The sequence below is a fragment of the Actinophytocola glycyrrhizae genome, assembly GCF_042653545.1.
Taxonomy (GTDB): domain Bacteria; phylum Actinomycetota; class Actinomycetes; order Mycobacteriales; family Pseudonocardiaceae; genus Actinophytocola; species Actinophytocola glycyrrhizae.
The window spans coordinates 250,507-275,603 of record NZ_JBHSIS010000006.1 but is presented as its reverse complement, the minus strand read 5'-3'; the positions used below and the strand labels follow the sequence as shown (position 1 = coordinate 275,603).

The window sequence follows — 25,097 nt, the reverse complement described above, 5'->3', positions numbered from 1 at the left end:
GGCCAGTTCGTAATGACGTGAGGGGTCCTCGGGTAACGCGTCCCACTCCGCCGACGTCAGGAGGTGGTCGGGCCACGGCGGCACGCTCATGGGGTGATGCTACTTCATCGTCCCTGCTCAGGGGTGGTGTGCGAAGTCGTCCACGGAATCCGGTCCGGTGTATTTATCGAACGTGGCCGGGATCGCGTCACCGGCACCCCTCGCGACCGTTGAACCGGATGGGTGTAAAACGGGTCGTCTCGGAGAACCACGCCGAGAGGAAACGCCATACTGGTAATTACCAATTTCAGAAACGTGGACCTGTTTGGACAAGGGCCGAGGAGAGGTTCGATGGCTCAGGGCGCGGGAGCGCACGGCCGGATGTACCGCGGAGTGGACACCGAGCAGCGACGCGCGGAGCGACGGGAGCGGCTCCTCGAAGCGGCACTCGACGAGTTCACCACTCGCGGCTATCACAAGACGAAGATCGCCGACCTGTGCGCCAAGGCCGGGGTTTCCACCAGGAATTTCTACGAGAAGTTCGCGAGCAAGGAAGCGTTGCTGCTGGAACTTCACGCACACATCAACACGGTCGCCATGAAGCGCATGGTTCCGGTACTGGAATCGCTCGCCGACGCGGACGCGCTCACCCGAATCACGACATTGGTCGACGCATTCGTCTCGGCCGTCACATCGGATCCCCGTTATCCGCGACTGAACTACGTCGAAGCGCCGGGGATAAGTCAGGCGATGGAGCGTCAGCACCAGGACTGGTTCAAACGCTACGTCGACTTCATCACCGCGGAGTGTGACCGCGCCGCGTCGGCCGGGCTCGCTCCGGAGCGTGACTACCGGCTGACGGCCATCGCACTGGTCGGTGCCGTGACCGGGCTCGTCCGCGAGTGGCAGACGCACGAGCCGCCCCTGGCCGCCAACGCCGTGGCGAACGAGATCCGAGAGATCTTCATCGCCGCCATCACCCGGCCGACGTAGCCGCGCCGACGGTCCGGAGCGGAGCTAAGGGGCGGGAACGACCCGGCCGGCGCTTCCAGATCGATTCAAGTGCGCGCCGTCACCCGGCGCGCGGTTTCGCCGCCGCCTGCGAACCCGTACCGTCGAAACGTGAGGTGACCCCTACGTGTCGAGGAGTTCAAGGATGGCGGACGCCGACATTGCCACGCCCGACATCGCTGTCGCACTGCCGACGATGCGCGTGTCGTACGAAGTGGGCACCCTGAGCGAGGCCGAGCTGCTCGACACCTGGCATCAGCAGCTCCAGGCCTGGCTGGACGACGCCATCCGGGCTGGTGCGCCAGAACCGAACGCGATGGTCCTGGCCACGGCGAACGCCGACGGCATGCCGTCGTCACGGACCGTGCTCATGAAGGGCCTCGACGAGCGCGGGGTCGTGTTCTTCACCAACTACACCTCCGCCAAGAGTCACGACCTGATGGCGACCCGCTTCGCCGCGGCGACGTTCCCCTGGTACTCGCTGCACCGCCAGGCCACCGTCCGCGGCACGGTCGAGAAGGTCAGCCAGGCGGAGACCAAGGTCTACTGGGCGTCGCGGCCACGCGGCTCCCAGCTCGGCGCGTGGGCGTCGCCGCAGTCGATCGTGGTCCGCGACCGCCACACGCTGGAGAACGCGCTGGCCAACGTGGAACGCCGCTTCGCCGACGCCGAGGAGGTGCCGGTCCCGCCGCACTGGGGCGGCTGGCGCATCCGCCCGGAGGTCGTCGAGTTCTGGCAGGGCCGCCGTGACCGCATGCACGACCGCCTCCGCTTCAAGCAGACCCGCGACGGCTGGGTCGTGGAGCGCGTCGGCCCGTAACGACCTGCCCTGAACGACGCTTTTGGAACGCTCGTCGTCCCGAAGGCGTCGTTCAGGGCTTCGTTCGTCCCGAAAATTCACGCGCGCCGAGGTCGTTAGCGGGCCTAAGCTTCGGCGCGTGGGGGTAGCAACCGGCAAACGGTCCAGGGTCGCCATCGACACGAGGCCGTTGCGCATACCGGCCTACCGGCGCCTGTGGGGCTCGACGGCGATCGTGGCGGTCGGGTCGCAGTTCACGGTCGTCGCGGTGCCCAAGCAGATCTACGACATGACCGGGTCGTCGGCGTACGTGGGGCTCGCCGGGGCGTTCGCGCTGGTCCCGCTGCTGATCTTCGGGTTGTGGGGCGGCGCGCTGGCGGACGCGTTCGACCGGCGCACGGTCATCCTCGTCACGAACGTCGGGGTGGCGGTCACCTCGGTCGCGTTCTGGGTGCAGGCGGTCGTCGGCGCGAACGTGTGGTTCGTGCTGAGCCTGCTCGCGGTGCAGCAGGCGTTCGTCGCGATCAACATGCCCACCCGCACCGCGGCCGTGGCGCGCCTGGTGCCACCGGACCTCATCGCCGCCGCCACCGCGCTGAGCGCCACCGTCGGGTCCTTCGGCATGGTGTTCGGGCCGCTGCTCGCCGGTGCCATGATGCCGCTGGCCGGGCTGCCGGTCCTGTACCTGGTCGACGCGATCGTCCTGGTCCTCGCGACCCTGATCGTGTCCGGGCTGCCGAGGATGGCGCCGCTCGACGGGGTCAGGCGCAGGGCCGGGCTCAAGGACATCGTGGCCGGCTTCCGCTACGTCGCGGCGAAGCACGTCCTGCTGGCGAGCTTCCTGCTCGACATCATCGCCATGGTCGCGGGCATGCCGAGGGCACTGTTCCCGGAGATGGCCGAGCGCACCTTCGGCGACCCGCCCGGCGGCGGCATCGCGCTCGGCCTCCTGTACGCGGCCATCCCGATCGGCGCGCTGCTCTTCGGCCTGTTCTCCGGCTGGCTGTCCAGAATCTCCCGGCACGGCGTCGGTGTCACGGCCGCGGTCGTCGTGTGGGGCCTCGCGATCATCGGGTTCGGCCTCGCGGGCCAACTGTGGCTCGCGGTCGTGTTCATGGTCGTCGCGGGCGCCGCCGACATGGTCAGCATGGTCTACCGCAGCGCGATACTGCAGACCGCCGCGACCGACGAGATGCGCGGCCGCATGCAGGGTGTGTTCACCGTCGTCGTCGCGGGCGGGCCGCGCATCGCGGACGTCACGCACGGCTGGGCGGCCGCCGGGGTGGGCACCGCCGCGGCGGCCACGGGCGGTGGCGTGCTGGTGATCGTCCTGACCGTGGTCGCGGTGGCGTGCCTGCCCACGTTCTGGCGTTACCGCGCGAACACCGGACAGTCCGTGGATCGGTGACTGCCCCTGTCTGGTCACGCCGGTGAAGTTCGGGCAAGCTCAGGACTCATGGTGACCGAGAACACAGCAGCTCCCGAGGAGCCGTCGACGCTCAAGCGGGTCATGGGCTCGAAACTCCTGTACTTCTTCGTGATCGGCGACATCCTCGGCACGGGCATCTACGCCCTGACCGGCTCGGTCGCGGGCAAGGTCGGCGGCGCGCTGTGGCTTCCGTTCCTGCTGGCGTTCGTCGTGGCCTTCCTGACCGCGTTCGCCTACCTGGAACTCGTCGGCAAGTACCCGAAGGCCGCGGGCGCCGCGCTGTACACCAACCGCGCCTTCAAGAAACCGTTCGTGACGTTCCTGGTCGCGTTCGCGGTGATGTGCTCCGGCATCACCTCCGCGTCGGCGGCCGCCATGGCGTTCGGCGGCACCTACCTGCCTGCCGCGTTCGGCTTCGAGGTCGGCGACACGACGACGATCCTCGTCGCGGTCGTGTTCATCGCGCTGCTCGCGACCGTCAACTTCATCGGCGTCGCGCACTCGGTGAAGGCCAACGTGGTCCTCACCGTCATCGAACTGTCCGGGCTCGCGATCATCATCTGCATCGGCCTGTTCGCGGTCGGCGGCGGTGACGGCGAACCGGGCAGGCTGCTGGAGATCAACACCGCGGACCAGAGCTGGCTGCTCGCGCTCACCGCCGCCACCTCGCTCGCGTTCTTCGCCATGGTCGGCTTCGAGGACTCGGTCAACATGGCCGAGGAGTGCCAGGACCCGCCCCGGATCTTCCCGAAGGCGCTGCTCGGCGGGCTCGCCACCGCCGCGGTGATCTACGTGCTCGTCGCGATCACGTCCTCGCTGCTGGTCACCGCCAGCGACCTGGCCGCAGCCGAGTCCGGGGCGCTGCTCAAGGTGATCGACGTCGGCGCACCGGGCTTCCCGCGCTGGCTCTTCGAGTGGATCGGGGTCTTCGCGGTGATCAACTCCGCGCTGATCAACATGCTGATGGCGAGCAGGCTGCTCTACGGCATGGCCAACGAGCGGATCCTGCCGCGCGTGTTCGGCACCGTGCACCCGTTCCGCCGCACGCCGTGGGTGTCGATCGTGGTCACGAGCGGCATCGCGGTCCTGCTGCTGAGCCTCGCGGGGTCCGGTGGGGTCAGCGCGCTCGGCGGCACCACCGCGCTGCTGCTGCTGTGCGTGTTCACCGTGGTCAACGTCGCGGTGCTGGTGCTGCGCAAGGACGAGGTGGCGCACGACCACTTCCGTGCGCCGACGTGGGCGCCGGTCGTGGGCGCGGTGCTGTGCCTGTACCTGGTGCTGCCCGGCCTGTCCGGCAAGACCGCCCGCGACTACTACATCGGCGCCGGGCTGATCGGCCTCGGCGTCGTGTTGTGGGGGGTCAACTGGCTGGTGCTGCGCTCGCGGGGCGAGCAGGAAGCGGTGAAGGAGTTCGACCCGAAGGCGCTGAAGTAGTGACCGTAGGCTCTCCTGGCATGACTGGAGAGCAGCTGGAGATCACGCACGGCCCGGCGCGGGCGGTCGTCACGACCGCGGGCGCCGGGCTGCGCGCGTTCGAGGTGGCCGGGGTGCCATACGTCGAGACCTACGACGACGAGCCGCCGATGGGCGCGGGTGCCGTGCTGGTGCCGTGGCCCAACCGGGTGGCGGCCGCGACGTGGACCATGGGCGGCGAGACGCACCACCTCGAGGCGACGGAAGCCGCGCGGGGCAACGCGATCCACGGCCTGGTGCGCCGGGTGCCGTGGACCGTGGCGTCGGCCGACGCGTCGGCCGTGACGCTGACCGTCACCGTCGACAAGGCACCCGGCTGGCCGTTCCCCTTTCGCACCAGCATCTCCTACGAGGTTGGCGACGCGGGGCTCACGATCACGCACGTGGTGGCCAACCTCGGCGAGCGGGACATGCCCTTCGGCGTCGGCACGCACCCGTACCCGCGGCCGGGCAACGTGGACGTCGACGACTGCGTGCTCACGCTGGCCGCGCGCACGGTCCTGCCCATCGACCTGGACACGATGATCCCCAACGGCGCCACGATCGAGGTCGCGGGCACCGACTACGACTTCAGCGCGGGCAAGCCGCTGCGGGAGGTCGAGCTGGACACCGCGTTCGGCGGCTGCCGGCCGGGCGACGACGGGCTGGTGCACCACACGGTGACCCACCGGGGCGGCGGCGTCGAGGTGTGGGCGGATCCCGCGTTCGGGTGGGTGCAGGTGTTCACGCCCGGCGAGTACCCGGGCAAGGGCGCGCGGGCGGTCGCGATCGAGCCGATGACGTGCCCGCCGGACGCGCTCAACTCGGGCGTCGACCTGCGGTGGTTGTCGGCGGACGAGTCGTGGTCGGGTCGCTGGGGCATCCGCCCCCTTAGCGCGTAGGTTTGGCGATCGTGAGCATCGCGATAACAGGTGGATACGTCGTTCCGGTCGACGGTGAGCCCATCGAGGGCGGCACGGTGCTGGTGGACGACGGCGTGATCGTCGCGGTCGGCGCGGAGGCCGATGTCGACGTGCCGGACGACGCGGAGCTCGTCGACGCGTCCGGCACCTGGGTGCTGCCCGGCTTCGTCGAGGCGCACGGCCACCTCGGTGTCTACGAGGAGGGCGACGGCTGGGCGGGCCTCGACGTCAACGAGATGACCGACCCCAACGGCGCGCGGCTGCGTGCGCTGGACGGCATCAACCCCGACGACGAGGGCTTCCGCGACGCGCTGGCGGGCGGGGTCACGACGGTGGTCGTGAAGCCGGGGTCGGGCAACCCGATCGGCGGCCAGACCGTGGCCGTCAAGTCGTGGGGCCGCACGGTGGACGACATGCTCGTGCGCCAGCCGGTGAGCGTGAAGAGCGCGCTGGGGGAGAACCCCAAGCGGGTGTACGGCGAGAAGGACAAGCTGCCCTCCACCCGGCTCGGTGTGGCCGCGGTGATCCGCGACGCGTTCACCAAGGCGCAGGACTACCGCGCGGCGCGGGAGTGGGCGGCCAGGGAGAACACGCCGTTCGAGCGCGACAACACCTCGGAGATCCTGGTCCAGGTGCTCGACGGCGACCTGCCGTGGTGCCAGCACAGCCACCGCGCCGACGACATCGCGACCGCCATCCGGCTGTCCGAGGAGTTCGGCTACCGCCTGATCGTCAACCACGGCACCGAGGGTCACCTGATCGCGGACCTGCTGGCGGACAAGGGGATTCCGGTGATCATCGGCCCGCTGATCGTGGGGCGGTCGAAGGTGGAGGTCAGGAGGCGGTCGCTGCGCAACCCCGGCATCCTCGCGCGGGCCGGGGTGGAGATCGCGCTGACCACCGACCACCCGGTGGTGCCGATCGACTTCCTCGTGCACCAGGCCACCTTCGCGGTGAAGGAGGGCCTGGACACGGAGACCGCGCTGCGGTCGATCACGGTGAACCCGGCACGGATCATGGGGCTCGACGACCGGGTGGGCGCGCTCAGGCCGGGCCTGGACGCCGACATCGTGCTGTGGTCGGGCGACCCGCTGGACGTGATGAGCCGCGCGGTACGCGTCTTCGTCAACGGCCGCGACGTCTACCACTTCGACGAGACCACCAACCAGGGCACAACCACCACCCCGTTCTACGAAGACCCCCACTAACCCTCAAACCCCACCCAACCCCGCGAGTCCCCCATTCGGAACCCGCGAGTCCCCGGTTCGGAACCCGCGAGTCCCCGGTTCGGAACCCGCGAGTCCCGCGTTCGGAACCCGCGAGTCCCGCGTTCGGAACCCGCGAGTCCCGCGTTCGGAACCCGCGAGTTCCCCGTTCGGAACCCGGACGTGCCCGTCCTGAACGGGGAACTCGGGGGTCCTGAACGGGGGACTCGCGGGTCCTGAACGGGGGACTCGCGGGTGGGTTGGGGGGGGTGGGTCAGGATTTGCGTAGTTCGCGGGCTATTACCATGCGTTGGATCTGGTTGGTGCCTTCGAAGATCTGTGGGACCTTTGCCTCGCGCAGGTAGCGTTCCACCGGGAAGTCGCGGGTGTAGCCCGCGCCGCCGAGGACCTGCACCGCGTCCGTGGTCACCTTCATCGCGGCGTCCGTGGCCACCAGCTTCGCCACCGACGCCTGCCGGGTGAACGGGAGGCCCCGGTCGCGGCGCCTGGCCGCCTCCAGGTACGTCGCCCGCGCGGACTCGACCGCCGCCGCCATGTCGGCCAGCAGGAACTCGACGCCCTGGAACTCGATGACCGGCCTGCCGAACTGCGAGCGGCCCTTCGCGTACGTCACCGCCTCGTCCAGCGCCGCCTGCGCGAGGCCGACAGCGCACGCCGCGATGCCCAGCCTGCCCGAGTTCAGCGAGGCCAGCGCGATCCGCAGGCCCGCCCCCTGCGCCCCGAGCAGCCGGGCCGCGGCCACCCCGGCGTCGGAGAAGATCATCTGCGTGGTCGGCGAGCCGGTCAGGCCCATCTTCCGCTCCGGCGGGGCCGCGGTCAGGCCGGGCGTGTCGGCGGGGACCAGCAGGCACGAGATGCCGCGCCCACCATCGGGGGATGTGCGGACCATCGTCGTGTAGAAGTCGGCATGACCGCCGTGTGTTGTCCACGCCTTCACGCCGTTCACCACATACTTGTCACCCGTGAGCACCGCGCGACACGACAGCGCCGCCGCGTCCGAGCCGGCATGGGGCTCCGACAGCGCGTACGCACCGAGCAGTTCGCCGCCCAGCATGGCCGGCAGCCACTCGGCGCGCTGCTCCTCGGTGCCGTACTCGGCCAGCGCGAAGCACGACATGACGTGCACGGACAGGCCGACGCCGACCGACATCCACGCGGTCGCGACCTCCTCGAGCACCTGCAGGTACACCTCGTACGGCAGGCCGCCGCCGCCCCACTGCTCGGGGTACGGCAGCCCGAGCAGGCCGCTGCGGCCGAGCAGCCGGAACTGTTCGCGCGGGAACCTGGCCTCCTCCTCGTACGACGAGGCCAGGGGGGCCAGTTCGTCCCTGGCGATCTCCCTGGTGAGCTTGATGAGGTCCTCTGCGTCCCGGTTGGGTAGCAGTCGCTCGGCCGGCATGCCATCTCCTCCGCAGGTCCATGCGTGGTCAGAGGCCATCAAACAGTATGACTTCCTACTGTCGGGTAAGTGAGGAAAATCTGATGATCCTTGTCGGCGGCGAGGCACTCGTCGATCTGGTGCCGGCGCCGGGCACGGTCCCCGGCGAACTGGGGCCGCTCCTGCCGCTGCCCGGCGGCGGTCCGTACAACGTCGCGATCACCGCAGGGCGGCTCGGCGCGCCGGTGCGGTTCCTGTCGCGACTGTCGACGGATTCCTTCGGTGACGCGCTACTCCGGCGACTTGAACTGTCCGGTGTGGACACGGCGATGGTCCAACGTGGACCGGAGCCGACCACGCTCGCGGTCGCGGGCATCGCGGCCGACGGGTCGGCGCGCTACTCGTTCCACGTCGAGGGCACGGCCGACCGTGAGGTGGAACACCCCGGCCGGCTGCCCGACGAGATCAAGATCGTGTCCTTGGGCACACTCTCGCTGCTTCTCGAACCGGGCGCGAGCCGCTACGAGCGGCTGCTGAGGGAGCACACCGGGCTCACGGTCCTGGACCCCAACATCCGGCCCGCGATGGTGACGGACGCCACTGCCTACCGTGCGCGGTTCGCGTCGTGGCTGCCGGACATCGGCCTGCTGAAACTGTCCATCGAGGACGCGGAGTGGCTGGCGGGCGACACGGGTGGCGACGCGGGCAGGGCGGTCGCCGACTGGCTCGGCCGCGGCCCGGCGGCGGTGGTCCTGACCAGGGGCGGCGACGGGCTCGTGGTGTGCACGGCCGACGGTACCGAGGTCGAGGTGCCGACGGTGCCGACCGCGGTGGTCGACACCATCGGGGCGGGTGACACCGTGCACGGAGCGTTGTTGCACTGGCTGCACGAGAACGGGACGACGACAGCGGAAGGACTGCGGGCGGTGGGCGCGGACGCGTGGCGTGCCGCGCTGACGTTCGCGGCGCGGGCCGCATCGGTGACGGTTTCGAGGGCAGGGGCGGAACCGCCTTACGCTGCTGAGCTGGCCCTGCGGTCGTAAAGTGCGGTGTCCCACACCGTCCGGCCTTACCCACCGGCGCTGGGCGCACTAGCGTAAAGAACACAAGACGATTTTGTTGAGAGGGACACGCATGCCTGACGGGCAGAAAGACAACGGCGCGGCCGAACCCGTCGCCCTGCGCTATCCGGGCGGCGAGTACGAGATGACACTCGCGCGCGCCGCAGAGGGTTCCGACGGGATCAACGTCAGCAAACTGCTGTCGACGACCGGGCTCGTCACGCTCGATCCGGGGTTCGTCAACACCGCCGCCTGCTCGTCGGAGATCTGCTACATCGACGGTGACGCGGGCATCCTGCGCTACCGCGGCTACCCGATCGAGCAGCTCGCGGAGAAGTCGACCTTCATCGAGGTCAGCTACCTGTTGATCTACGGTGAGCTGCCGACGCGGACGCAGCTCGACGAGTTCAGCTCGAAGATCAGCCGCCACACGCTGCTGCACGAGGACCTGAAGCGGTTCTTCGACGGCTTCCCGCGCGACGCGCACCCGATGCCGGTGCTGTCGTCCGCGGTCTCCGCGCTGTCCACCTTCTACCAGGACAGCCTGTGGCCGTTCGACCAGGAGCAGGTGGAGATCTCCACGATCCGCCTCCTGGCGAAGCTGCCCACGATCGCCGCCTACGCGTACAAGAAGTCGGTTGGCCAGCCGTTCCTGTACCCGGACAACTCGCTGGGCCTGGTGGACAACTTCCTGCGGATGACGTTCGGCTTCCCCGCCGAGCCCTACGAGGTCGACCCGGATCTCGTGCGTGCGCTCGACCTGCTGTTCATCCTGCACGCCGACCACGAGCAGAACTGCTCCACGTCGACCGTGCGGCTGGTCGGCTCGTCGGAGGCGAACCTGTTCGCGAGCATCTCCGCGGGCATCAACGCCCTGTTCGGCCCGCTGCACGGCGGTGCCAACAGCGCGGTGCTGGAGATGCTGGAGGGCATCCGCAACGACGGCGGCGACGTGAACGACTTCGTCAAGCGCGTCAAGAACAAGGAGCAGGGCGTCAAGCTGATGGGCTTCGGCCACCGGGTCTACAAGAACTACGACCCGCGCGCCGCGATCATCAAGAAGACGGCCGACGACATCCTGACCCGCCTCGGCGGCGACGACAGCCTGCTGGACCTCGCGAAGCAGCTCGAAGAGCACGCGCTGGCCGACGACTACTTCGTGGAGCGCAAGCTCTACCCGAACGTCGACTTCTACACGGGCCTGATCTACCGCGCGATGGGCTTCCCGACGAAGTTCTTCACGGTGCTGTTCGCGCTCGGCCGCCTGCCCGGCTGGATCGCGCACTGGCGCGAGATGATGAACGACCCGGCCACGAAGATCGGCCGCCCCCGCCAGGTCTACATCGGACAGACGGAGCGCGACTACGTGCCGATGTCCGGCCGCTGACCGGCTTACCTGCCCTGAAAGGCGCTTTCGGGACGCTCAGCGTCCCGAAAGCGCCTTTCAGCGCATGAGGGGTTCACGGCACCCGGCGCAGAGCGGTTCGCAGGGTCACCCGGGAACCGGGCCGCAGCAGCGAGTTCCGGTACATGCGCCCGCACACCCGCGCGAGCACGGCGATGGCGGCCACGGTCAGCCCGAGCGCCAGCAACGTCTGCCAGACCGGTACGGCGGCCAGCGCGAGCCGCCCGGGCATGAGCAACGGCGACAGCGGCGGCACCAGGGACAACACGGTGATCAACGTCCCCGACGAGTCCCGCGACAACACGGCGAACCCCAGCACGAACGCCACCAGCAACACGACGGTCACCGGCATCAGCACCGACTGGACGTCCTCCTGTCGCGACACGAGCGTGCCGACCGCGGCGAACACCGTGGCGTACAGCAGAAACCCGAGCACGTACCACACGAGGCCCCATGACAGCGCGGTCACGGCGGACCCGGCGGACGTGAGCACCTTCGTCGCCAGCGCGACCACGAGCCCGACCAGCCCGACGGCCACGAGCTGGAGCAACCCGACGAGCCCCAGCCCGACGACCTTGCCGCCGAGCAACTGCCCCGGCCGCACCACGGGCAGCAGGAACTCCGCCACCCCGCTGGACTTCTCCGCAACGACCCCCTGCGCCACCAGCGACCCGTAGAGCAACAGCGCCAGGTACAGCAGCGCGACCACGACCAGCGCGACCGCGAGCCGCTCCCCGTGCGCCGGGTCCGGTGACGAGAGGGTCCGCACGGTCACGTGTGCCTCGGCGACCGTGCGCAGCACGGCGTCGGCGTCCAGGTTCGTCGGGTCCGCCAGCGCCGCGAGCTGCCCGCGCAGCACCTGCTGACGCACCAGTCCATTGAGGACACCGCGCAGCTCGTCGTCGAGGCCGCTGTCCACCAGTACGGTCAGTGCGGCCGGGGCGCCGCTCACCAGCGCGTCGAGTCTGCCGTCGGCCACCTGCGCGCGCCCGTCTGCGAGGTCGGTGACCTCCACGGTCGCCACGTCCCTGCCGACCTGCCGCGCCTCCTCCGCGAGCTGCTCGGTGACGGCGATGGCCTGCCCGTTGAGCCCGATGGTGTCGCGGTGGCGGTCGTCGAACAGCGTGCTCTGCGTGAGCACGAACCCGGCGAGCACCAGCGCCGAGAGCACGGTGCCGAGCACGAACGACCTGGTACGCAGCCGCGCGGCGAGCTCACGGCGCGCCACGAGCGACACGGTCCTGCCGGTACTCATTCGCCGGTCACCGCGTCGCCGAACAGCTCCGCGAGCCGCGGCCGGATCCGGGTGAACCCGCGCACCGGCCCGGTCGCGAGCGCGGCGGCGAGCACCGCCTGGTCGTCGGTGCCCGCGTCGAGCGCGAGCCGGACCAGTCCGTTGTGGACCGCGAGCACCGTGACTCCCGGCAGGTTGTCGGCCCAGCCAGGCCACGCGTGCGGTGCGTCCACCACCAGCTCCTGCCGTGCCGAGGCCAGGAGCCCGCCGACCGCGTCCACTGCCACCACCCGTCCATTGTGGAGCACGCAGGCACGGTCGCACAGCCGCTCGACCACCTCGAGGTCGTCACAGGCGACCAGCACGCTCGCGCCGGCGGCGGCCCGTTCCCCGAGCACCGTGATGAGCAGGTGCACCGTGGCCTCGTCGAGCCCGGCGAACGGCTCGTCGAGCACCAGCAGGTCCGGGCTCGGCGTGAGCACGGCCGCGAGCCGCAGCCGGGCCCGGTCGGCGCCGGACAGCTGCCGCACCCGGTCGGCGCGGTGGTCGCGCAGCCCGAACCTGGCCACCCAGATCTCGGCGGCGCGCAGCGCGTCGTTGACGTCGGCGCCGTGCAGCCTGGCGACGTAGACGAGCTGGTCGAGCACCCGCATCCGCGGGTACAGGCCACCCGAGGCGGGCAGGTAGCCCACGTGTTCACCCGATCTGCGTACCTCGCCCGTGTCGGGCGGGAGCAGCCCCGCCGCCAGCCGCAGCACGGTCGTCGACCCGGCGCCGGCCAGACCGACGACCTCGCCGTGGCGAACCGTGAGGGTGACGTCCTGGCATGCCACCGCCTCGCCGAAGCGCTTGGCGACCCGGTCCAGTTCCAGCACGCCGCGCCCTCCCTCGACTGGTGTCCGATACCAGTATCCAGGGCCCCGGACCACGGAAGATTACGGGCCGTCCCCTACTGATTACCTTTGAAAATTGTTCGTGGAACTACAACCTTCGGCGGAGTCGAAAAGCGTAGGTTCTGGCGAGGATGCAGATGATCCACGAAGGACCATTGGAGTAACGACGCATGGACCCGGACAAGTGGTTCGCGCAGTATGACGAGAAGTTGCAGGCGGCTGCGGCCAGCGCGGACAAGGCGGAGAAGGCTCTGCGCACGGTTGGCGGGTCCGCCACCTCGCAGGATGGCGAGGTGACGGTCAGGGTGACCGCCAGCGGTGCGCTCTCCGACCTGGTGCTGCGTCCTGGTGCGCGTGACTTCGAGCCGGAGCACCTCGCCAGGGTGATTCTCGAGACCAGCAAAGCGGCGCAGCGGGACGTCGGTCAGCAGGTCGTGGACGTGATGACCAAGTTCGTCGGCGAGGGCGCGGCACTGGAGGCGGTCAAGGAGTACCTGCCGGAGGGCTACACGGGCGACGGCAAGGACAAGCCGTTGGACCTGGTCGCGAACCGCGACACGCGGCCGGACGACGAGTACTTCGAGAACCCGCCTGAAGTGATCAAGTGAAGCAGTCCACAGAGTGATCGGCGGATCCCATGGGTGATTTCAACGTAAGTGTCGGCGAGGTGCGAACACACGCGGAGACGGTCGGCTCGATCGCGTCCAACGTGCGTTCGGTCGCCGGTGCCGCGCAGGACAACGTGTCCGGCGGCGCCTTCGGCCAGATCGCGGAGTTCTTCGCGTCGGCCATCACGAGCGCGGCGGGCGAGGTGCGGCAGGCCATGAACGGCGCGAGCCAGACGGTCGACCAGGTGCAGACGGGCCTCGTGCAGGTCGCTGACGACTACCAGGTGACAGAGGACCACCACACGCACGTGTTCACCGTGCAGGAGGCCGGGGAGGAAGTCAGGTGACCGAGACGCTCACGCAGCCTCGCACCACGTCCGGCGGGGGATCCACCAACCAGGTGGAGAGCCTGTTCACGAACATCAGGTCGACGGCGGACGCCATGGAGAAGGGCGACGTCCTCGGCTCGGCCATGGGTGTCACCAACGTGGCGATGAACGTGCTCGACATCGCCGGCGACCCGCTCGGCGCGATCAGCTCGGCAGGGCTTGGCTGGGTGCTTGGCGCCGTGTCGTTCCTGCGGGAGCCGTTCGAGATCCTCAAGGGCGACTCGGGCGCGGTCTCCGGCTCCGCCCAGTCGTGGGGCTCGGCGTCGTCGAACCTGTGCTCGGTGGCGGGCCAGTACCGGTCCGCGTCGAGCACGCAGACCCGGTCCTGGAGCGGCTCCGCGGGTGATGGCTACCGCAGGACCAGCGGCAACCAGGCCAGCGGGCTGGACGCGCTCTCGCAGGCCAGCAGGGCCGTGTCGGGCGCCATCACGCAGGCGGGGCAGGCCGTCGCGCAGGCTCGCCAGGCCGTGATGGACCTGATCGGCGAGGCCGTGCAGAAGATCATCCAGATCTGCATCGAGGCGCTGTCGAAGTCGTGGCTGTCGTTCGGCGCGTCGGTGGCGATGGGCATCGCCCAGTCGACGCAGAAGGCGGTGCAGACCGGGGCGAAGCTGATCCAGCAGATCCAGAAGGTCGTCCAGACGCTGCAGAAGATCATCAAGACCGTGCAGCAGATCATGCAGGTCGTCCAGCAGGTCAAGCAGCTGCTGGAGACGATCGGCGGCAGGGCGAGCGGTCAGCAGCAGGTCACGCCGAGCGCGCAGCAGATCCAGTACAACCCGAACAGCACGTACTACCAGCCCAACGACGTCGGCCAGCTGCAGCTGGCGCAGGCGCAGACGCTGCCGCAGAACGTGCCGATCCCGCAGGTCCGCCCGGCGGTCGAGACCCAGCGCCAGTACGACGGGCCGACCTCGCAGAACGGGTGGCCGGTGAACACGCCGCTCGTGACGCGGGACGTCCCCGGCACGAACGTGCGGCTGCGGGTGGCCGAAGGGCCGGCGGGTGAGGTGCTGATCCACGTGGCCAGCCAGGTCAGTGCGCGGGTCGAGAACGTCTCGATGGACTCCGAGGCCGGCGAGCGCGACGACTGGGGCCACGCGCACCGCAACGTCCGCGGCGGCGAGGCGGTCTCCAACCACGCGAGCGGCACCGCGATCGACCTGAACGCGACGCGGCACCCGCTCGGTGTGCGGGACACGTTCACCCCCGAGCAGCAGCAGGAGATCCGCACCATCCTGCACGAGGTCGACAACGTGGTCCGCTGGGGCGGTGACTACCGCAACCGTGCCGACGACATGCACTTCGAGATCATCGGCAGCCAGGAGGAGGTCGCCGCGGTGGCGGCCCGCCTCCGCAACGCGCAGCAGCAGCAGTAAGTCCAGGAAAGGGCCGGTCCCCCGGGACCGGCCCTTTCGCGTGTCCCGGGCCCGTCAGCCCGTTGGACAGCCGAGTTCGGCGACCAGGGCGGTCACCCTGGCGCGGGCCGCGGCCAGGTTCGCGGTGACCAGGCCGATGCGGGTGCGGCGGTGCAGCACGTCCTCGGCGTCCATGGCGCCTTCCCTGCGCACCGCCCACTCGACCTCGCCCGCCGTGATCGGCAGGTTCGGTGCGATCGGGGTGGGGTCCAGTGCCGCCACCGCCTCGGCCTCGGTGCCGTACTTCGACACCAGCCGCGCCGGCGCGTCCAGTGTGGACAGGACGGGCCGCGGTGCCGCGCCGACCAGGGGGAGCCGCCGCGTCGTCGACGGGCCCGCGGTCAGGTTGCCGTGTGCCACCGCGGCGTCCACGGCGTCCTGCGCCATGCGGCGGTAGGTGGTCAGCTTGCCGCCCACGATCGTGAGCACGCCGTCGGCCGAGGTCAGCACCGCGTGCCTGCGGGAAAGGTCCGCGCTGCGGCCGGGCGCGTCCAGCAGCGGCCGCAGGCCCGCGTAGCTGCCGAGCACGTCGGCGCCCGTCAGCGGCCGCGCCAGCACCGACGACGCCACGTCCAGCAGAAAGGCCACGTCGGCGGCGGGCGCCACCGGCTCGTCCGGGATCTCGCCGTCGAACGGCTCGTCGGTCAGCCCCAGGTACACCAGGCCGTCCGCCTGCGGCAGCAGCAGCACGAACCGCGAGCGCGACCCCGGGAGCGGCACCGTCAGCGCCGCGCCGCCGAGCCCGGCCGAGGCCGCCGACACCACCAGGTGCGTGCCGAGCGATGGCCGCAGCCGCACCGAGGGCACCAGCTTGCCCGCCCACACGCCCGCCGCGTTGACCACCGTGCGCGCACGCACCTCGACCTGCCGCGACCCGTCCCGCACCTGCGCGGAGGTCCCGGTCAGCGCGGTCACCGGCGCCCGCGTGATGATCTTCGCGCCGAGCCCGGCCGCGGTCCGCGCCAGCGCGACCACGAGCCGCGCGTCGTCGGTCAGCTGACCGTCGAACGACAGCAGGCCACCGCGCAGGTCACCGGACCGCAACCCGGGCGCCAGTGCGAGCGCCTCCGGCGCGGACACCCGGCGCGGCGGCGGCAGCAGCGCCGAGGGCGTCCGCGCCGCGCGCCGCAACGCGTCACCCGCGCGCAGCCCGGCCGCCATGAACGCGGCGTCGCCACGGGAAACCGTGCCCTGCAGGGGGATCAGCTGCGGCAGCGGCCGCGAGAGGTGCGGTGCGGTGGAGGTCATGAGGATGCCGCGTTCGACCGCGCTCTCGTGCGCGAGGCCGACCTCGCCCTTCGCGAGGTACCGCAGGCCACCGTGCACGAGTTTGCTCGACCACCGCGAGGTGCCGAACGCGAGGTCGTGTGCCTCCAGCAGCGCCACCGACAACCCGCGTGAGGCCGCGTCCAGCGCGATCCCGGCGCCGGTCACGCCGCCGCCGACCACGAGCACGTCGACCACCTCGCCCGCCGCCAGCGCGGCGAGCTCCTCGTCCCGCCGCGGGGCGTTCAGCGCGGTGTTCACGGCCGCAGTGCCACGTCGAGCAGCCTGCCGAGCTCGGCGAGCAGGTCGGCCTGCTCCAGATCGGAGGTCGAGGGCCGGATCGCGAACACGTACGGCTGCAGCAGCAGGAAGATCGTGCGGGCCTGGACCACGGGGTCGGCCGCGCGGATCGACCCGTCGGCCTGCCCGGCGGCGAGCTGCGCGCGCAGGTACTCCTCGGCCATGCGCTGGCTCGTGCCGATGCGCTCCACGATGTAGGGCAGCAGCAGCTCGGCGTCCCGTTCGAGCACCGCGTGCATCAGCGGGTTCGCGGCCAGCTCGCGGATCGTGTGCACGGCCGCGGCGACGAGCTGCCCGCGCGCGTCCGGCTCGTCGCGCGCCGCCTCGTTCGCGGCGGCCAGGATCTTGCCGAACTCCCTGGTGATCAGCGCCGACAGCATGCCGCGCACGTCGGGAAACCTGCGGTACAACGTCATCCGGCTCACACCGGCGGTCCGCGCGATGTCGCTGAGCGTGGTCCTGCGTACGCCGACCGCGAGCACGCATTCCATGGCCGCGTCGAGCAACAGGTCGTCGGCGACCCGGTTGGGTGACGGTGTGTGACGGATGGACGTCATGTGTCACACTATACTCGTGACCAACAACAGTGACCACCTCGTTCGCCGTGGGTGGACGCCGCACGGCGGGCAGGACGCCATCCTGCCCCCTCACGCCACCCGCTGGCTAGCGTCGCGCACCGGTCTCGGCGCTCGGTCGACGCCGGTCGCGCCGGACTCCACCCTCACCGTGCCGGAGTCCGCGCTGCCGGAACCGGCGTACAAGGCGCTGGCCGACGTGGTCGGGGAGCGGCACGTGCTCACCGGCAGGGCCGAGCGGCTCGGCCGCGCAGGTGGACTGTCCTATCTGGACCTGTTGCGGCACAGGGGAACCGGTGCGATCGCGGTGCCGGACGCGGTCGTCGTGCCTGCGGACCCCGCGCAGGTGCAACAGGTTGTCGAGGTCTGCGCGGCAGCCGGCATCGGGCTCGTGCCGTTCGGCGGCGGCACGTCGGTCGTCGGCGGCGTCACCGCGCTGCGCGGTGACAAGGCCGCGGTCGTGGTGCTGGACCTGATGCGGCTGGACAGGCTCGTGTCGGTCGACCCGGTGTCGCGGCTCGCCGTGTTCCAGGCCGGGGTGGTCGCGCCCGAGGCGGAACGGCTGCTCGCCGCGCACGGGCTGACGCTGGGACACGTGCCGCAGTCGTTCGAACGCGCCACGATCGGCGGGTTCGCCGCCACCCGCTCGTCTGGTCAGGCGTCGGCGGGCTACGGGCGGTTCGAGGACATGGTCGAGGGCGTGCGGGTCGCGACACCACGCGGTGAGTGGCGGGCCGGGGTCGCGCCCGCGTCCGCGGCCGGGCCCGACCTGCGGCAGCTCGTCGTCGGCAGCGAGGGCGCGTTCGGCGTGCTCACCGAGGTGACCGTGCGGGTGCGGGAGCTGCCGACCGTCCGCCGCTACGAGGGTTTCGTGCTCGACGGCTGGGAAGCGGGCGCCACCGCCGTGCGCGAGCTGGCGCAGGCGCGGGTGCTCGCGGACGTCACCCGCCTGTCCGACCCGCACGAGACCGAGGTCGCGTTCGCGATGTCGGGCGGCTGGAAGACCGCGCTCGTGCGGAAGTACCTGCGGGCACGGGGGATTCTCGAGCCCTGCCTGCTGGTGCTCGGCTGGGAGTGCACGTCGACGGAGGAGCTCGCGCTGCGCCGCCGTGCCACGATGCGGGTGCTGCGCGGGCTGCGCCCGGTGTCGCTCGGCACGGCGGCGGGGGAGAAGTGGCGGCACGGCCGGTTCTCCGGGCCCCGGCAGCGGGACGCGTTGATGGACAGCGGAGTCTGCGTCGAGACGCTCGAGACCGCGACCTACTGGTCCACTTTGTCCAGTCTGCGCACCGAGGTCCGCGCAGCGCTGATCGGGTCGCTGTCCGCGCCCGGCCGCACCCCGGTCGTCGCCTGCCACATCTCCCACGCGTACGAGACCGGCGCCTCGCTGTACTTCACCACGATCGTGCCGCGCGACCACGACGACCCGGAAGGCCAGTGGCAGCGCGCGAAAGCGGCCGCGTGCGCGGCCATTTCGGACGGTCCACTCGGGACCATCTCCCACCACCACGCGGTCGGCACCGACCACGCGCCCTACCTGGCGAAGGAGATCGGCGACCTGGGCACCGACGTGCTCGCCGGGGTCAAGCGCACGCTCGACCCCGACGGTGTGCTCAACCCGGGGAAACTGGTGCGGTAGGCCTGCGCACCACGCCGGACCACACGATCGCGAGCGCGCCGACGAGGAACATCGGCCACGAGAACACCAGGCGCGTCGCGATCGCGCTCTCGCACGTGTTCACGTACGTCGCGAGCACCTCGTCCCCAGGCCGGCCCAGCCGCGCCGCCAGCGGTCCGGTCTCCACCCCGCCGATCGTGTTGCCGCACGAGACATGACCGGGGTCACGGGCGTCCACGTTCGCCACCCGCACCGGCAGCAACGCGAGCAGCAGGCCGAGCAGCAGCGCCGTGACGGCGAGGATCGTCAGGAACGTGCGTGGCGACATCATGATCTTCGCGAGCGGATCGGCGGGTGGCCGGCCGGTTCCCGGCTCCGGGAGGGTGGGCACCGGCTGCCGCACCGTCTGCGCTGACGCGAGGTCGGGCTCGGTGTTCATGGGCCAAGCCTGCCTGTTCGAGGTGGGCCTGAACAGGGATACGGAAGAATTTCTCGCCGCGCTCAGCGCGGGAAGTACGCACTGGTCTCGATCCGGCCCTGGTCGCACACCGGGCCGAACTCGAAGTCCACCTCGAACGGCGCGGTCTCGTCCGGCGGGATCACGTTGATGCTGGAGGCGGCGGGCTGACACGGGCCGTCCGTCGGCTCGTCACCGGTCGCGACCACGCCCCAGTGCAGGATCTTGCCCGCCGCGGCGCCAGGACGCAGCCGCACCAGCGTCGGCACCGGCCCCAGCGTGCGTTCCGCCTGTGTCGGCAGGACTTCCTTGCCCGCGTCGAGCAGATCCAGTCCGCCGTAACCCCACAACGTGCACAGCCGCTGACTCTTGTTGCGTACCACCAGTACCGCGTACCGGTTGCCCGCGCTCGCGTTCTGCGGCTCGACCAGGCCGGTCAGCATCCCGGCGGTGCAACGGTTCTCCTGTGCCGGCGGGGACGACTCGCCGCCGGTCACCGTGGTCGGCGACGCAGGCGAGGCCGGGGCAGACGACGGGGCGGACGGCGAGGCGGGCGTCGACGCCTCCGTGGTCGTGACGGTCAACCGGGTCGAGGTGTCCCCCGCGGCGTTCTGCCGGGCACCGCACCCGCTCGACACGACGATCGCCAGCGCGGCGACCGCGCATAATCGGCCATGTCGGGCCACGCTCTCACCTCCGAGACGGATCCGCGGTCCCCCACGCGCCCGTCAGCTTAGACAATCCGCCGACCGGTCCATTCCACACATACGTCCAGCACGGCTCGCCGCCCGGTGACGCAACGCGCACACGCAGGTATTCCGCGCCCTCGTACTCATCCAGTGTGGACAGTGCGACGGCGGGTTCCGCCAGGTCGACCACCCAGCCGGGCACGCCGGGTCCGTCTCCCGGTTGTAGCGCGGGGTAACCGAGACCGGTGTCGTACAGCGTGCCGCGAACTACCGCGGCACGCGGGTTCCCGGCCGCGTGCGGTTCGAGCCGCCACCAGTCCGACGCGCCCGGCTGGAGCGTGCCGTAGACGAAGACACGACCGGGAAAGTCCGCGGGTTCCGGCGTGCCGGTGATCTCACGCACGGTGAGACCGTCGGTACTCGCTGGTGTTCCGGTGAGCGCGGCCGCGCCGGACTGCGGAACGTCGAGGCAGCGCACGGGTTTCCCGTCGTTCTCGCTGTTCTCGCCGACCAGCAGCGGCATGCGGCGCGGCGCGGCGGCGACGTAGGCGAGCGGGCCGTCGACCACGGTCCCGTCGGCGAGGCGGACCTCGCCGGTGTCCACACGGGCCAGCCGGTAGCGCTCGCCCCTGCCCTCGCAGCGGTCCAGCACCGCGACCTGTTCGGCCGTGGCGAACCAGACCGCGTGGTGCTCGGTGTTGCCGGGCAGCGCGGCGAGCGTCGCGGGCCGCTGGTCGTCGACGACCCGCGGCCCGCAGGCCCACACCGCGGCGATGTCCGTGCAGCGCGCGCGGAACAACACGGCCGGGCCGCGCAGGCCGAGCGCGTCCCGCAGCCAGGTGAGCTTCGACGGGCACGCGTTGGAGCCGTAGCAGAGCAGCGGCACCCGGTCCCTGAGCGGGCTCGCGCCGCGGGCGGCGAGCCAGTCGTCGAGGTCCCGTCCTTCGGCACACCAGCCGGACGACGCCGCCGGGCCGGGGGTCAGTTCCCACCCGGTGGCGTCGTCGTGCACGTAGGAGACCGGTGGGCGGCGGCCCGGGTAGGGCACCGCCGGGTAGTCCTCGTCGGCGAAGCTCACACCCCCACCGTGTCAGAGACGCGGCAGCTTCTTCCACGGCGGCGCGATGATGTAGGCCACGCCACCCGGGCCGCCGGAGACGCCGCCGGAGGCGTTGTAGCGCTTGGTGCGCAGCCAGATGTTCGCGAACTGGTCGCGCTTGTAGACGTTGCGGACCGCTTCGTTGCTGCTCGACGCCGGGTCGTTCGCGATGACGTCGCCGTCCTCGGTGAAGCCGACGACCACCATGATGTGGCCCGCCGTGCCGTAGCCCGCGCCGTCCAGCTCGCTCGCGAGGAACGACTGCGACGTGATCACCGGGATGCCGGCCCTGACGTACTTCTCCAGGTCGGTGATCGACGACAGGCGCGTGATGTGCCCGTTCAGGCCGAACGACGCGGCGTAGGCGGTGTTGAACGGCCAGTTTCCGGTGCCGTCGTAGTCGTGGTCGTAGGTGAAGCGGGCGGCGTGCGGGACCGCCGGGTCGGCGATGTCCGGGTCGACCCACTCGAGGTCGGAGTCACTGGGCTTCTTGCCCCAGTACTCGACCACCATCTCCGTCGAGGTCGGGCTGCACCAGGCCTCGCCGCCACCGCCGTACTCGGGGTACTCGCCGGTGTGGGTGTTCTGCGAGTAGCGCGGCACCGGCAGCTCGACCCCCCACGCGCCGGCCGACGGGCCCGCCGGGACGGTGAAGCGGTCGGGGATGTCCGAGGTCATCGCGCCGACCATGCTCAGCCGCGGCGTGCTGTGCGTGCCGCGCTCGCGGTAGAGGGTCACGCGGAGCTGGTAGCTCGCGATGGGCTGCTGCGCGACGAACGTGTCGACGTCCACGAAGCCGACCGCGTCCTCCTGGCCGGGCACGGTCGTGCGGATGATGTCGCTGTCACCCAGCGCCCAGCGGGCCATCGTGTACCAGCTGCTCCTGGTCCCGGAGCTGGTCGAGCCCTGCATCTCGATCTTCAGCCAGGTGTTCTTCTGCGTCCTGGCGTTCCACGAGGCGACCAGCTGGGTGGCGTCGAAGCCCTGCCGGTAGACCGGCGAGGTCCACCGGCCGAACTCGTAGGTGCGGGTCGTGCCGAGGTCCGGCTCGGTGTGCTCGACCCGGCCGACGGGCCGGGCGATGACCAGGCCGGCCGGTGTGGGCAGCAGACCTTCGGAACGACCCTTGAGGAAGTCGGACGTGGACCGCCACTGGTGGAAGTCGACGGGCGCGTCGCCGGTGGCCGGCGCGGCCACCACGGGCGCGGGGGACAGCGACATGACGAGAGCGACTCCAAGCCCGGCGGTGATCGTGCCAAGACGTAGCGGGTGTGCGCGCATGAGAATGATTTTCCAGCCCAGGCTAGATCATGTAAACAGCTCCCAGTTGCCTGTCGTCGTGGTGCACGGGCCGGGCTGCGGGAGTGGGGCGGGTCAGCTCAGGTCTTCTTCTTCCAGTTCCTTCAGGAAGTCGGACCAGAACTGTTCCACGCACCGTTCGTAACGGATGCCCAGTTCGATGGTCCTGACCTGCCAGCGGTCGGCGTGGTCGGCGATCTCCGCGCGCTGTTCCTCGTACGCGTCCGCTCGGCCGCGGTGGGACTCGTGGCGGTCGCGTGCCAGTTGGAGCAGGTCCTTGCGGGTGCCGAAGTTCAGGAAGAACAGCTTCAGCAGGCCCAGGTCGCGTACCTCGGTCTGCTCGTCGGTCGGGGAGGCCAGCCACTCGCGCAGCGCCTCGCGGCCCGCGGGGAGGATGGAGTACGTGCGCCTGCGGCGGCCGCCCTCCTCGACCTCCTCCGTCACGTAGCCGTCGGCCACCAGGCGGGCGGGCTCGTCGTAGAGCTGGGAGTGGGCGAAGGCCCAGAAGTTGCCGATCGTGTTGGCGACCCACTGCTTCAGGTCGTAGCTCGTCGCCGGCGAGTAGCTCAGCATGCCGAGCACGACGTACGACGTCGGGGTCAACTTCCGAGTACGGGATTCCGGCACGCGGCCGACGATACCCACCTCCTACCGTCGGTGCCGACCATTTGGCCTACCCCATACGGGGTAGCACAGGGCCAGTCGGCTCCGCGCGACCTGCGTGAAGGGCCACCGCCCCCGGTGCACCTCCAAGCCGGGGTGCGCCGGGGACGGGACCGGTATCAGCAGGTCACGACAGGTGTGTGATGTCGAGCGAGCCGTCCGATGCCGACGCGCGCAGTCGCTTCTTGTCGAACTTGCCGACGCTCGTCTTCGGCACCTCGCCGATGAAGGTCCAGTTCTCCGGGACCTGCCACTTCGCGACCTTGTCCGCCAGGAACGACCGCAGCTCCTCCGGTGTCACCGACTGGCCTTCGCGGAGGACCACCGCCACCAGGGGCCGCTCGGACCACTTCTCGTCCGGCACGCCGATCACGGCGGCCTCGGCCACCGCGGGGTGGGCCATCACCGCGTTCTCCAGGTCCACCGACGAGATCCACTCGCCGCCGGACTTGATGATGTCCTTGGACCGGTCCGTCAGGCGCAGGAAGCCGTCCCGCGTGATCGCGCCGACGTCGCCGGTGCGCAGCCAGCCGTCCGGCGAGAACTTCTCCGAACCCTCCTCACCAGGGGAAACGCGGTAGTACGACGCCGCGACCCAGGGGCCGGCGACCTCCAGCTCACCGACGGCCTCGTTGTCCCACGGCAGCTCGTTGCCGTCGTCGTCGATGAGCCGCGCGCGCACCGACGCCGGGAACCGGCCCTGCAGGACCCGGTACTCCCACGCGTCGTCCGGCGACAGCCCGGCGGGCGGGCGGGACACCGACCCGAGCGGTGAGGTCTCGGTCATGCCCCACGCGTGGATGATCGTGACGCCGAGCTTGTCGAACGCCGCCATCAGCGACGGCGGGCACGCCGACCCGCCGACCACCGCGCGCTCCAGCGGCGCCAGGTCCTGCGGTTTCTGGTCCAGCAGCGCGAGCAGGCCCTGCCAGATCGTCGGCACGGCACCCGCCATCGTCGGCTGTTCCGCGGCGATCATCGCGGCCAGCGGCTCCGGCTGCAGGAAGCGGTCGGGCATGATCAGCGACGAACCCACCATGAACGCCGCGTACGGCAGGCCCCACGACATCGCGTGGAACTGCGGGACGATCACCAGGGCCCGGTCTGCCTGCGCCAACGCCATCGAGTCGGTCATGCAGACCTGCATCGAGTGCAGCCAGATCGACCGGTGCGTGTAGACGACGCCCTTCGGGTCGCCGGTCGTGCCGGAGGTGTAGCACATGGCGGCCGCGGCGTTCTCGTCGACGACCGGCCAGTCGAACTCGTCTGGCTGGCCGTCGAGCAGCTCGGCGTACGAGTGCACGGTCACCCCCTCCGGCGCCCGCAGCGACGCCGGGTCGCCGTTGACGACCACGACGTGCCGGACCGTCTCGAAGGTCGGCAGGACCTTCGCGAGCAGCGGCACCAGCGTGCCGTCGACCAGCACCACGTGGTCCTCGGCGTGGTTCGCGACGTAGGTCAGCTGCTCGGGGAACAGGCGGATGTTGAGCGTGTGCAGCACCGCCCCCATCGCGGGCACCGCGAGGTAGGCGACCAGGTGCTCGGTGTTGTTCCACATGAAGGTGCCGACCCGCTGGTCGGATGTGACGCCGAGGCCGCGCAGCGCGTGCGCCAGCTGCGCGGACTCCTTCCCGACCTGGGCGAACGTGGTCCGGCGGGCCTGTCCCCCGGTCCAGGTGACGACCTCGGCGTTCGCGTGGACGCGGCTGCCGTGGCGGAGAAGGTTCGCGATGGACAGTTGCCCGTCCTGCATGGTGCCCAACATCGCTGTTCAGCTCCCGGGTTACTGGTGGGTTCGTTGGTGCGACATTAGTGCCGGATCGGCGCCCGTGAATACGGGTAACGCTGCGTGTCAGACCCCCAGAAGGTGTGTTACCTGCGCTTTCGGCGCGAACTCTTCGCGTGTCGCGCGTATGTTGCAGGTCG

General features: G+C 70.6%; 23 protein-coding genes. 12 read left to right on the top strand and 11 right to left on the bottom strand.

Annotated features, from left to right (window positions below; all coding sequences use genetic code 11):
* Positions 1-372: 372 nt before the first annotated feature.
* The 6 genes from ACFPCV_RS11995 to ACFPCV_RS11970 all read left to right on the top strand — a co-directional run bounded on the left by ACFPCV_RS11995 (position 373) and on the right by ACFPCV_RS11970 (position 6,801).
* Entirely contained in the window at positions 373-972 is a 600-nt protein-coding gene (locus ACFPCV_RS11995; RefSeq protein WP_378056173.1) for a TetR/AcrR family transcriptional regulator, read from the top strand.
* Between the two features lie 163 nt (positions 973-1,135).
* Entirely contained in the window at positions 1,136-1,810 is a 675-nt protein-coding gene (pdxH, locus tag ACFPCV_RS11990) for a pyridoxamine 5'-phosphate oxidase (protein WP_378056172.1), read from the top strand.
* A gap of 118 nt (positions 1,811-1,928) precedes the next feature.
* Positions 1,929-3,197, top strand: coding sequence for an MFS transporter (locus ACFPCV_RS11985; RefSeq protein WP_378056171.1), 1,269 nt, complete (start codon positions 1,929-1,931; stop codon positions 3,195-3,197).
* A gap of 102 nt (positions 3,198-3,299) precedes the next feature.
* Entirely contained in the window at positions 3,300-4,652 is a 1,353-nt protein-coding gene (locus ACFPCV_RS11980) for an APC family permease (protein WP_378056921.1), read from the top strand.
* 20 nt (positions 4,653-4,672) lie between these two features.
* Positions 4,673-5,572 carry an aldose 1-epimerase family protein gene (locus ACFPCV_RS11975; RefSeq protein WP_378056170.1) on the top strand — a complete coding sequence of 300 codons (900 nt, stop codon included), beginning with the start codon at positions 4,673-4,675 and terminating at the stop codon, positions 5,570-5,572.
* A gap of 11 nt (positions 5,573-5,583) precedes the next feature.
* Positions 5,584-6,801, top strand: coding sequence for an amidohydrolase (locus ACFPCV_RS11970; protein ID WP_378056169.1), 1,218 nt, complete (start codon positions 5,584-5,586; stop codon positions 6,799-6,801).
* 271 nt (positions 6,802-7,072) lie between these two features.
* Here ACFPCV_RS11970 and ACFPCV_RS11965 read toward each other — a convergent pair whose 3' ends face one another.
* On the bottom strand, positions 7,073-8,218 hold the full coding sequence (locus ACFPCV_RS11965) for an acyl-CoA dehydrogenase family protein (protein ID WP_378056168.1): 1,146 nt from the start codon (positions 8,216-8,218) through the stop codon (positions 7,073-7,075).
* A gap of 83 nt (positions 8,219-8,301) precedes the next feature.
* Between ACFPCV_RS11965 and ACFPCV_RS11960 the strand changes: the two genes are divergently transcribed.
* The gene (locus ACFPCV_RS11960) at positions 8,302-9,240 is read left to right on the top strand and encodes a carbohydrate kinase family protein (RefSeq protein ID WP_378056167.1); all 939 of its coding nucleotides are present in this window, start codon (positions 8,302-8,304) and stop codon (positions 9,238-9,240) included.
* Positions 9,241-9,331: 91 nt separating this feature from the next.
* Positions 9,332-10,645, top strand: coding sequence for a citrate synthase (locus ACFPCV_RS11955; protein WP_378056166.1), 1,314 nt, complete (start codon positions 9,332-9,334; stop codon positions 10,643-10,645).
* A gap of 73 nt (positions 10,646-10,718) precedes the next feature.
* Here ACFPCV_RS11955 and ACFPCV_RS11950 read toward each other — a convergent pair whose 3' ends face one another.
* Both ACFPCV_RS11950 and ACFPCV_RS11945 read right to left on the bottom strand, forming a co-directional pair.
* Complete coding sequence (locus tag ACFPCV_RS11950; protein WP_378056165.1) at positions 10,719-11,918, bottom strand: ABC transporter permease; 1,200 nt, start codon at positions 11,916-11,918, stop codon at positions 10,719-10,721.
* Positions 11,915-12,772 (bottom strand): ABC transporter ATP-binding protein, encoded by an 858-nt coding sequence (locus ACFPCV_RS11945; protein ID WP_378056164.1) that lies wholly within the window; start codon positions 12,770-12,772, stop codon positions 11,915-11,917. Before ACFPCV_RS11945 ends, ACFPCV_RS11950 begins: the two co-directional genes overlap by 4 nt.
* 188 nt (positions 12,773-12,960) lie before the next feature.
* Here ACFPCV_RS11945 and ACFPCV_RS11940 point away from each other — a divergent pair, with 188 nt between their 5' ends.
* Genes ACFPCV_RS11940 through ACFPCV_RS11930 form a run of 3 tightly spaced genes read left to right on the top strand, consistent with a single transcriptional unit; the run spans position 12,961 to position 15,166 of the window.
* The gene (locus ACFPCV_RS11940) at positions 12,961-13,398 is read left to right on the top strand and encodes a YbaB/EbfC family nucleoid-associated protein (RefSeq protein WP_378056163.1); all 438 of its coding nucleotides are present in this window, start codon (positions 12,961-12,963) and stop codon (positions 13,396-13,398) included.
* Between the two features lie 29 nt (positions 13,399-13,427).
* Entirely contained in the window at positions 13,428-13,745 is a 318-nt protein-coding gene (locus ACFPCV_RS11935) for a type VII secretion target (RefSeq protein ID WP_378056162.1), read from the top strand.
* Complete coding sequence (locus tag ACFPCV_RS11930; protein ID WP_378056161.1) at positions 13,742-15,166, top strand: M15 family metallopeptidase; 1,425 nt, start codon at positions 13,742-13,744, stop codon at positions 15,164-15,166. Before ACFPCV_RS11935 ends, ACFPCV_RS11930 begins: the two co-directional genes overlap by 4 nt.
* Before the next feature lie 54 nt (positions 15,167-15,220).
* Here ACFPCV_RS11930 and ACFPCV_RS11925 read toward each other — a convergent pair whose 3' ends face one another.
* Complete coding sequence (locus ACFPCV_RS11925) at positions 15,221-16,732, bottom strand: glycerol-3-phosphate dehydrogenase/oxidase (RefSeq protein WP_378056160.1); 1,512 nt, start codon at positions 16,730-16,732, stop codon at positions 15,221-15,223.
* Positions 16,729-17,328 carry a TetR/AcrR family transcriptional regulator gene (locus ACFPCV_RS11920; protein ID WP_378056159.1) on the bottom strand — a complete coding sequence of 200 codons (600 nt, stop codon included), beginning with the start codon at positions 17,326-17,328 and terminating at the stop codon, positions 16,729-16,731. The genes ACFPCV_RS11925 and ACFPCV_RS11920 overlap by 4 nt, the downstream gene beginning before the upstream one ends.
* Before the next feature lie 16 nt (positions 17,329-17,344).
* Here ACFPCV_RS11920 and ACFPCV_RS11915 point away from each other — a divergent pair, with 16 nt between their 5' ends.
* Positions 17,345-18,985, top strand: a complete 1,641-nt coding sequence (locus ACFPCV_RS11915; protein ID WP_378056158.1) for an FAD-binding oxidoreductase — start codon at positions 17,345-17,347, stop codon at positions 18,983-18,985.
* Here ACFPCV_RS11915 and ACFPCV_RS11910 read toward each other — a convergent pair.
* From ACFPCV_RS11910 to ACFPCV_RS11885, 6 genes are all read right to left on the bottom strand, one after another.
* Entirely contained in the window at positions 18,960-19,403 is a 444-nt protein-coding gene (locus ACFPCV_RS11910; RefSeq protein WP_378056157.1) for a hypothetical protein, read from the bottom strand. The two genes, ACFPCV_RS11915 and ACFPCV_RS11910, sit on opposite strands and share 26 nt — an antisense overlap.
* 62 nt (positions 19,404-19,465) lie before the next feature.
* Positions 19,466-20,107, bottom strand: coding sequence for a DUF4232 domain-containing protein (locus tag ACFPCV_RS11905; RefSeq protein WP_378056156.1), 642 nt, complete (start codon positions 20,105-20,107; stop codon positions 19,466-19,468).
* A gap of 4 nt (positions 20,108-20,111) precedes the next feature.
* The gene (locus tag ACFPCV_RS11900) at positions 20,112-21,188 is read right to left on the bottom strand and encodes a gamma-glutamylcyclotransferase (RefSeq protein WP_378056155.1); all 1,077 of its coding nucleotides are present in this window, start codon (positions 21,186-21,188) and stop codon (positions 20,112-20,114) included.
* Positions 21,189-21,200: 12 nt separating this feature from the next.
* Positions 21,201-22,490 (bottom strand): C39 family peptidase, encoded by a 1,290-nt coding sequence (locus tag ACFPCV_RS11895; RefSeq protein ID WP_378056154.1) that lies wholly within the window; start codon positions 22,488-22,490, stop codon positions 21,201-21,203.
* A gap of 93 nt (positions 22,491-22,583) precedes the next feature.
* Positions 22,584-23,111 (bottom strand): PadR family transcriptional regulator, encoded by a 528-nt coding sequence (locus tag ACFPCV_RS11890; protein WP_378056153.1) that lies wholly within the window; start codon positions 23,109-23,111, stop codon positions 22,584-22,586.
* Positions 23,112-23,298: 187 nt separating this feature from the next.
* Entirely contained in the window at positions 23,299-24,936 is a 1,638-nt protein-coding gene (locus tag ACFPCV_RS11885; protein ID WP_378056152.1) for a long-chain fatty acid--CoA ligase, read from the bottom strand.
* Positions 24,937-25,097 lie beyond the last annotated feature (161 nt).

Bases quoted from the DNA above. Each gene is read 5' to 3' on its own strand.
- ACFPCV_RS11950 (WP_378056165.1), bottom strand. From the start codon at position 11,918: ATGAGTACCGGCAGGACCGTGTCGCTCGTGGCGCGCCGTGAGCTCGCC.
- ACFPCV_RS11910 (WP_378056157.1), bottom strand. From the start codon at position 19,403: ATGAACACCGAGCCCGACCTCGCGTCAGCGCAGACGGTGCGGCAGCCG.
- ACFPCV_RS11885 (WP_378056152.1), bottom strand. From the start codon at position 24,936: ATGTTGGGCACCATGCAGGACGGGCAACTGTCCATCGCGAACCTTCTC.
- pdxH (WP_378056172.1), top strand. From the start codon at position 1,136: ATGGCGGACGCCGACATTGCCACGCCCGACATCGCTGTCGCACTGCCG.
- ACFPCV_RS11965 (WP_378056168.1), bottom strand. From the start codon at position 8,218: ATGCCGGCCGAGCGACTGCTACCCAACCGGGACGCAGAGGACCTCATC.
- ACFPCV_RS11975 (WP_378056170.1), top strand. From the start codon at position 4,673: ATGACTGGAGAGCAGCTGGAGATCACGCACGGCCCGGCGCGGGCGGTC.
- ACFPCV_RS11940 (WP_378056163.1), top strand. From the start codon at position 12,961: ATGGACCCGGACAAGTGGTTCGCGCAGTATGACGAGAAGTTGCAGGCG.
- ACFPCV_RS11980 (WP_378056921.1), top strand. From the start codon at position 3,300: ATGGGCTCGAAACTCCTGTACTTCTTCGTGATCGGCGACATCCTCGGC.
- ACFPCV_RS11960 (WP_378056167.1), top strand. From the start codon at position 8,302: ATGATCCTTGTCGGCGGCGAGGCACTCGTCGATCTGGTGCCGGCGCCG.
- ACFPCV_RS11920 (WP_378056159.1), bottom strand. From the start codon at position 17,328: ATGACGTCCATCCGTCACACACCGTCACCCAACCGGGTCGCCGACGAC.
- ACFPCV_RS11895 (WP_378056154.1), bottom strand. From the start codon at position 22,490: ATGCGCGCACACCCGCTACGTCTTGGCACGATCACCGCCGGGCTTGGA.
- ACFPCV_RS11955 (WP_378056166.1), top strand. From the start codon at position 9,332: ATGCCTGACGGGCAGAAAGACAACGGCGCGGCCGAACCCGTCGCCCTG.
- ACFPCV_RS11935 (WP_378056162.1), top strand. From the start codon at position 13,428: ATGGGTGATTTCAACGTAAGTGTCGGCGAGGTGCGAACACACGCGGAG.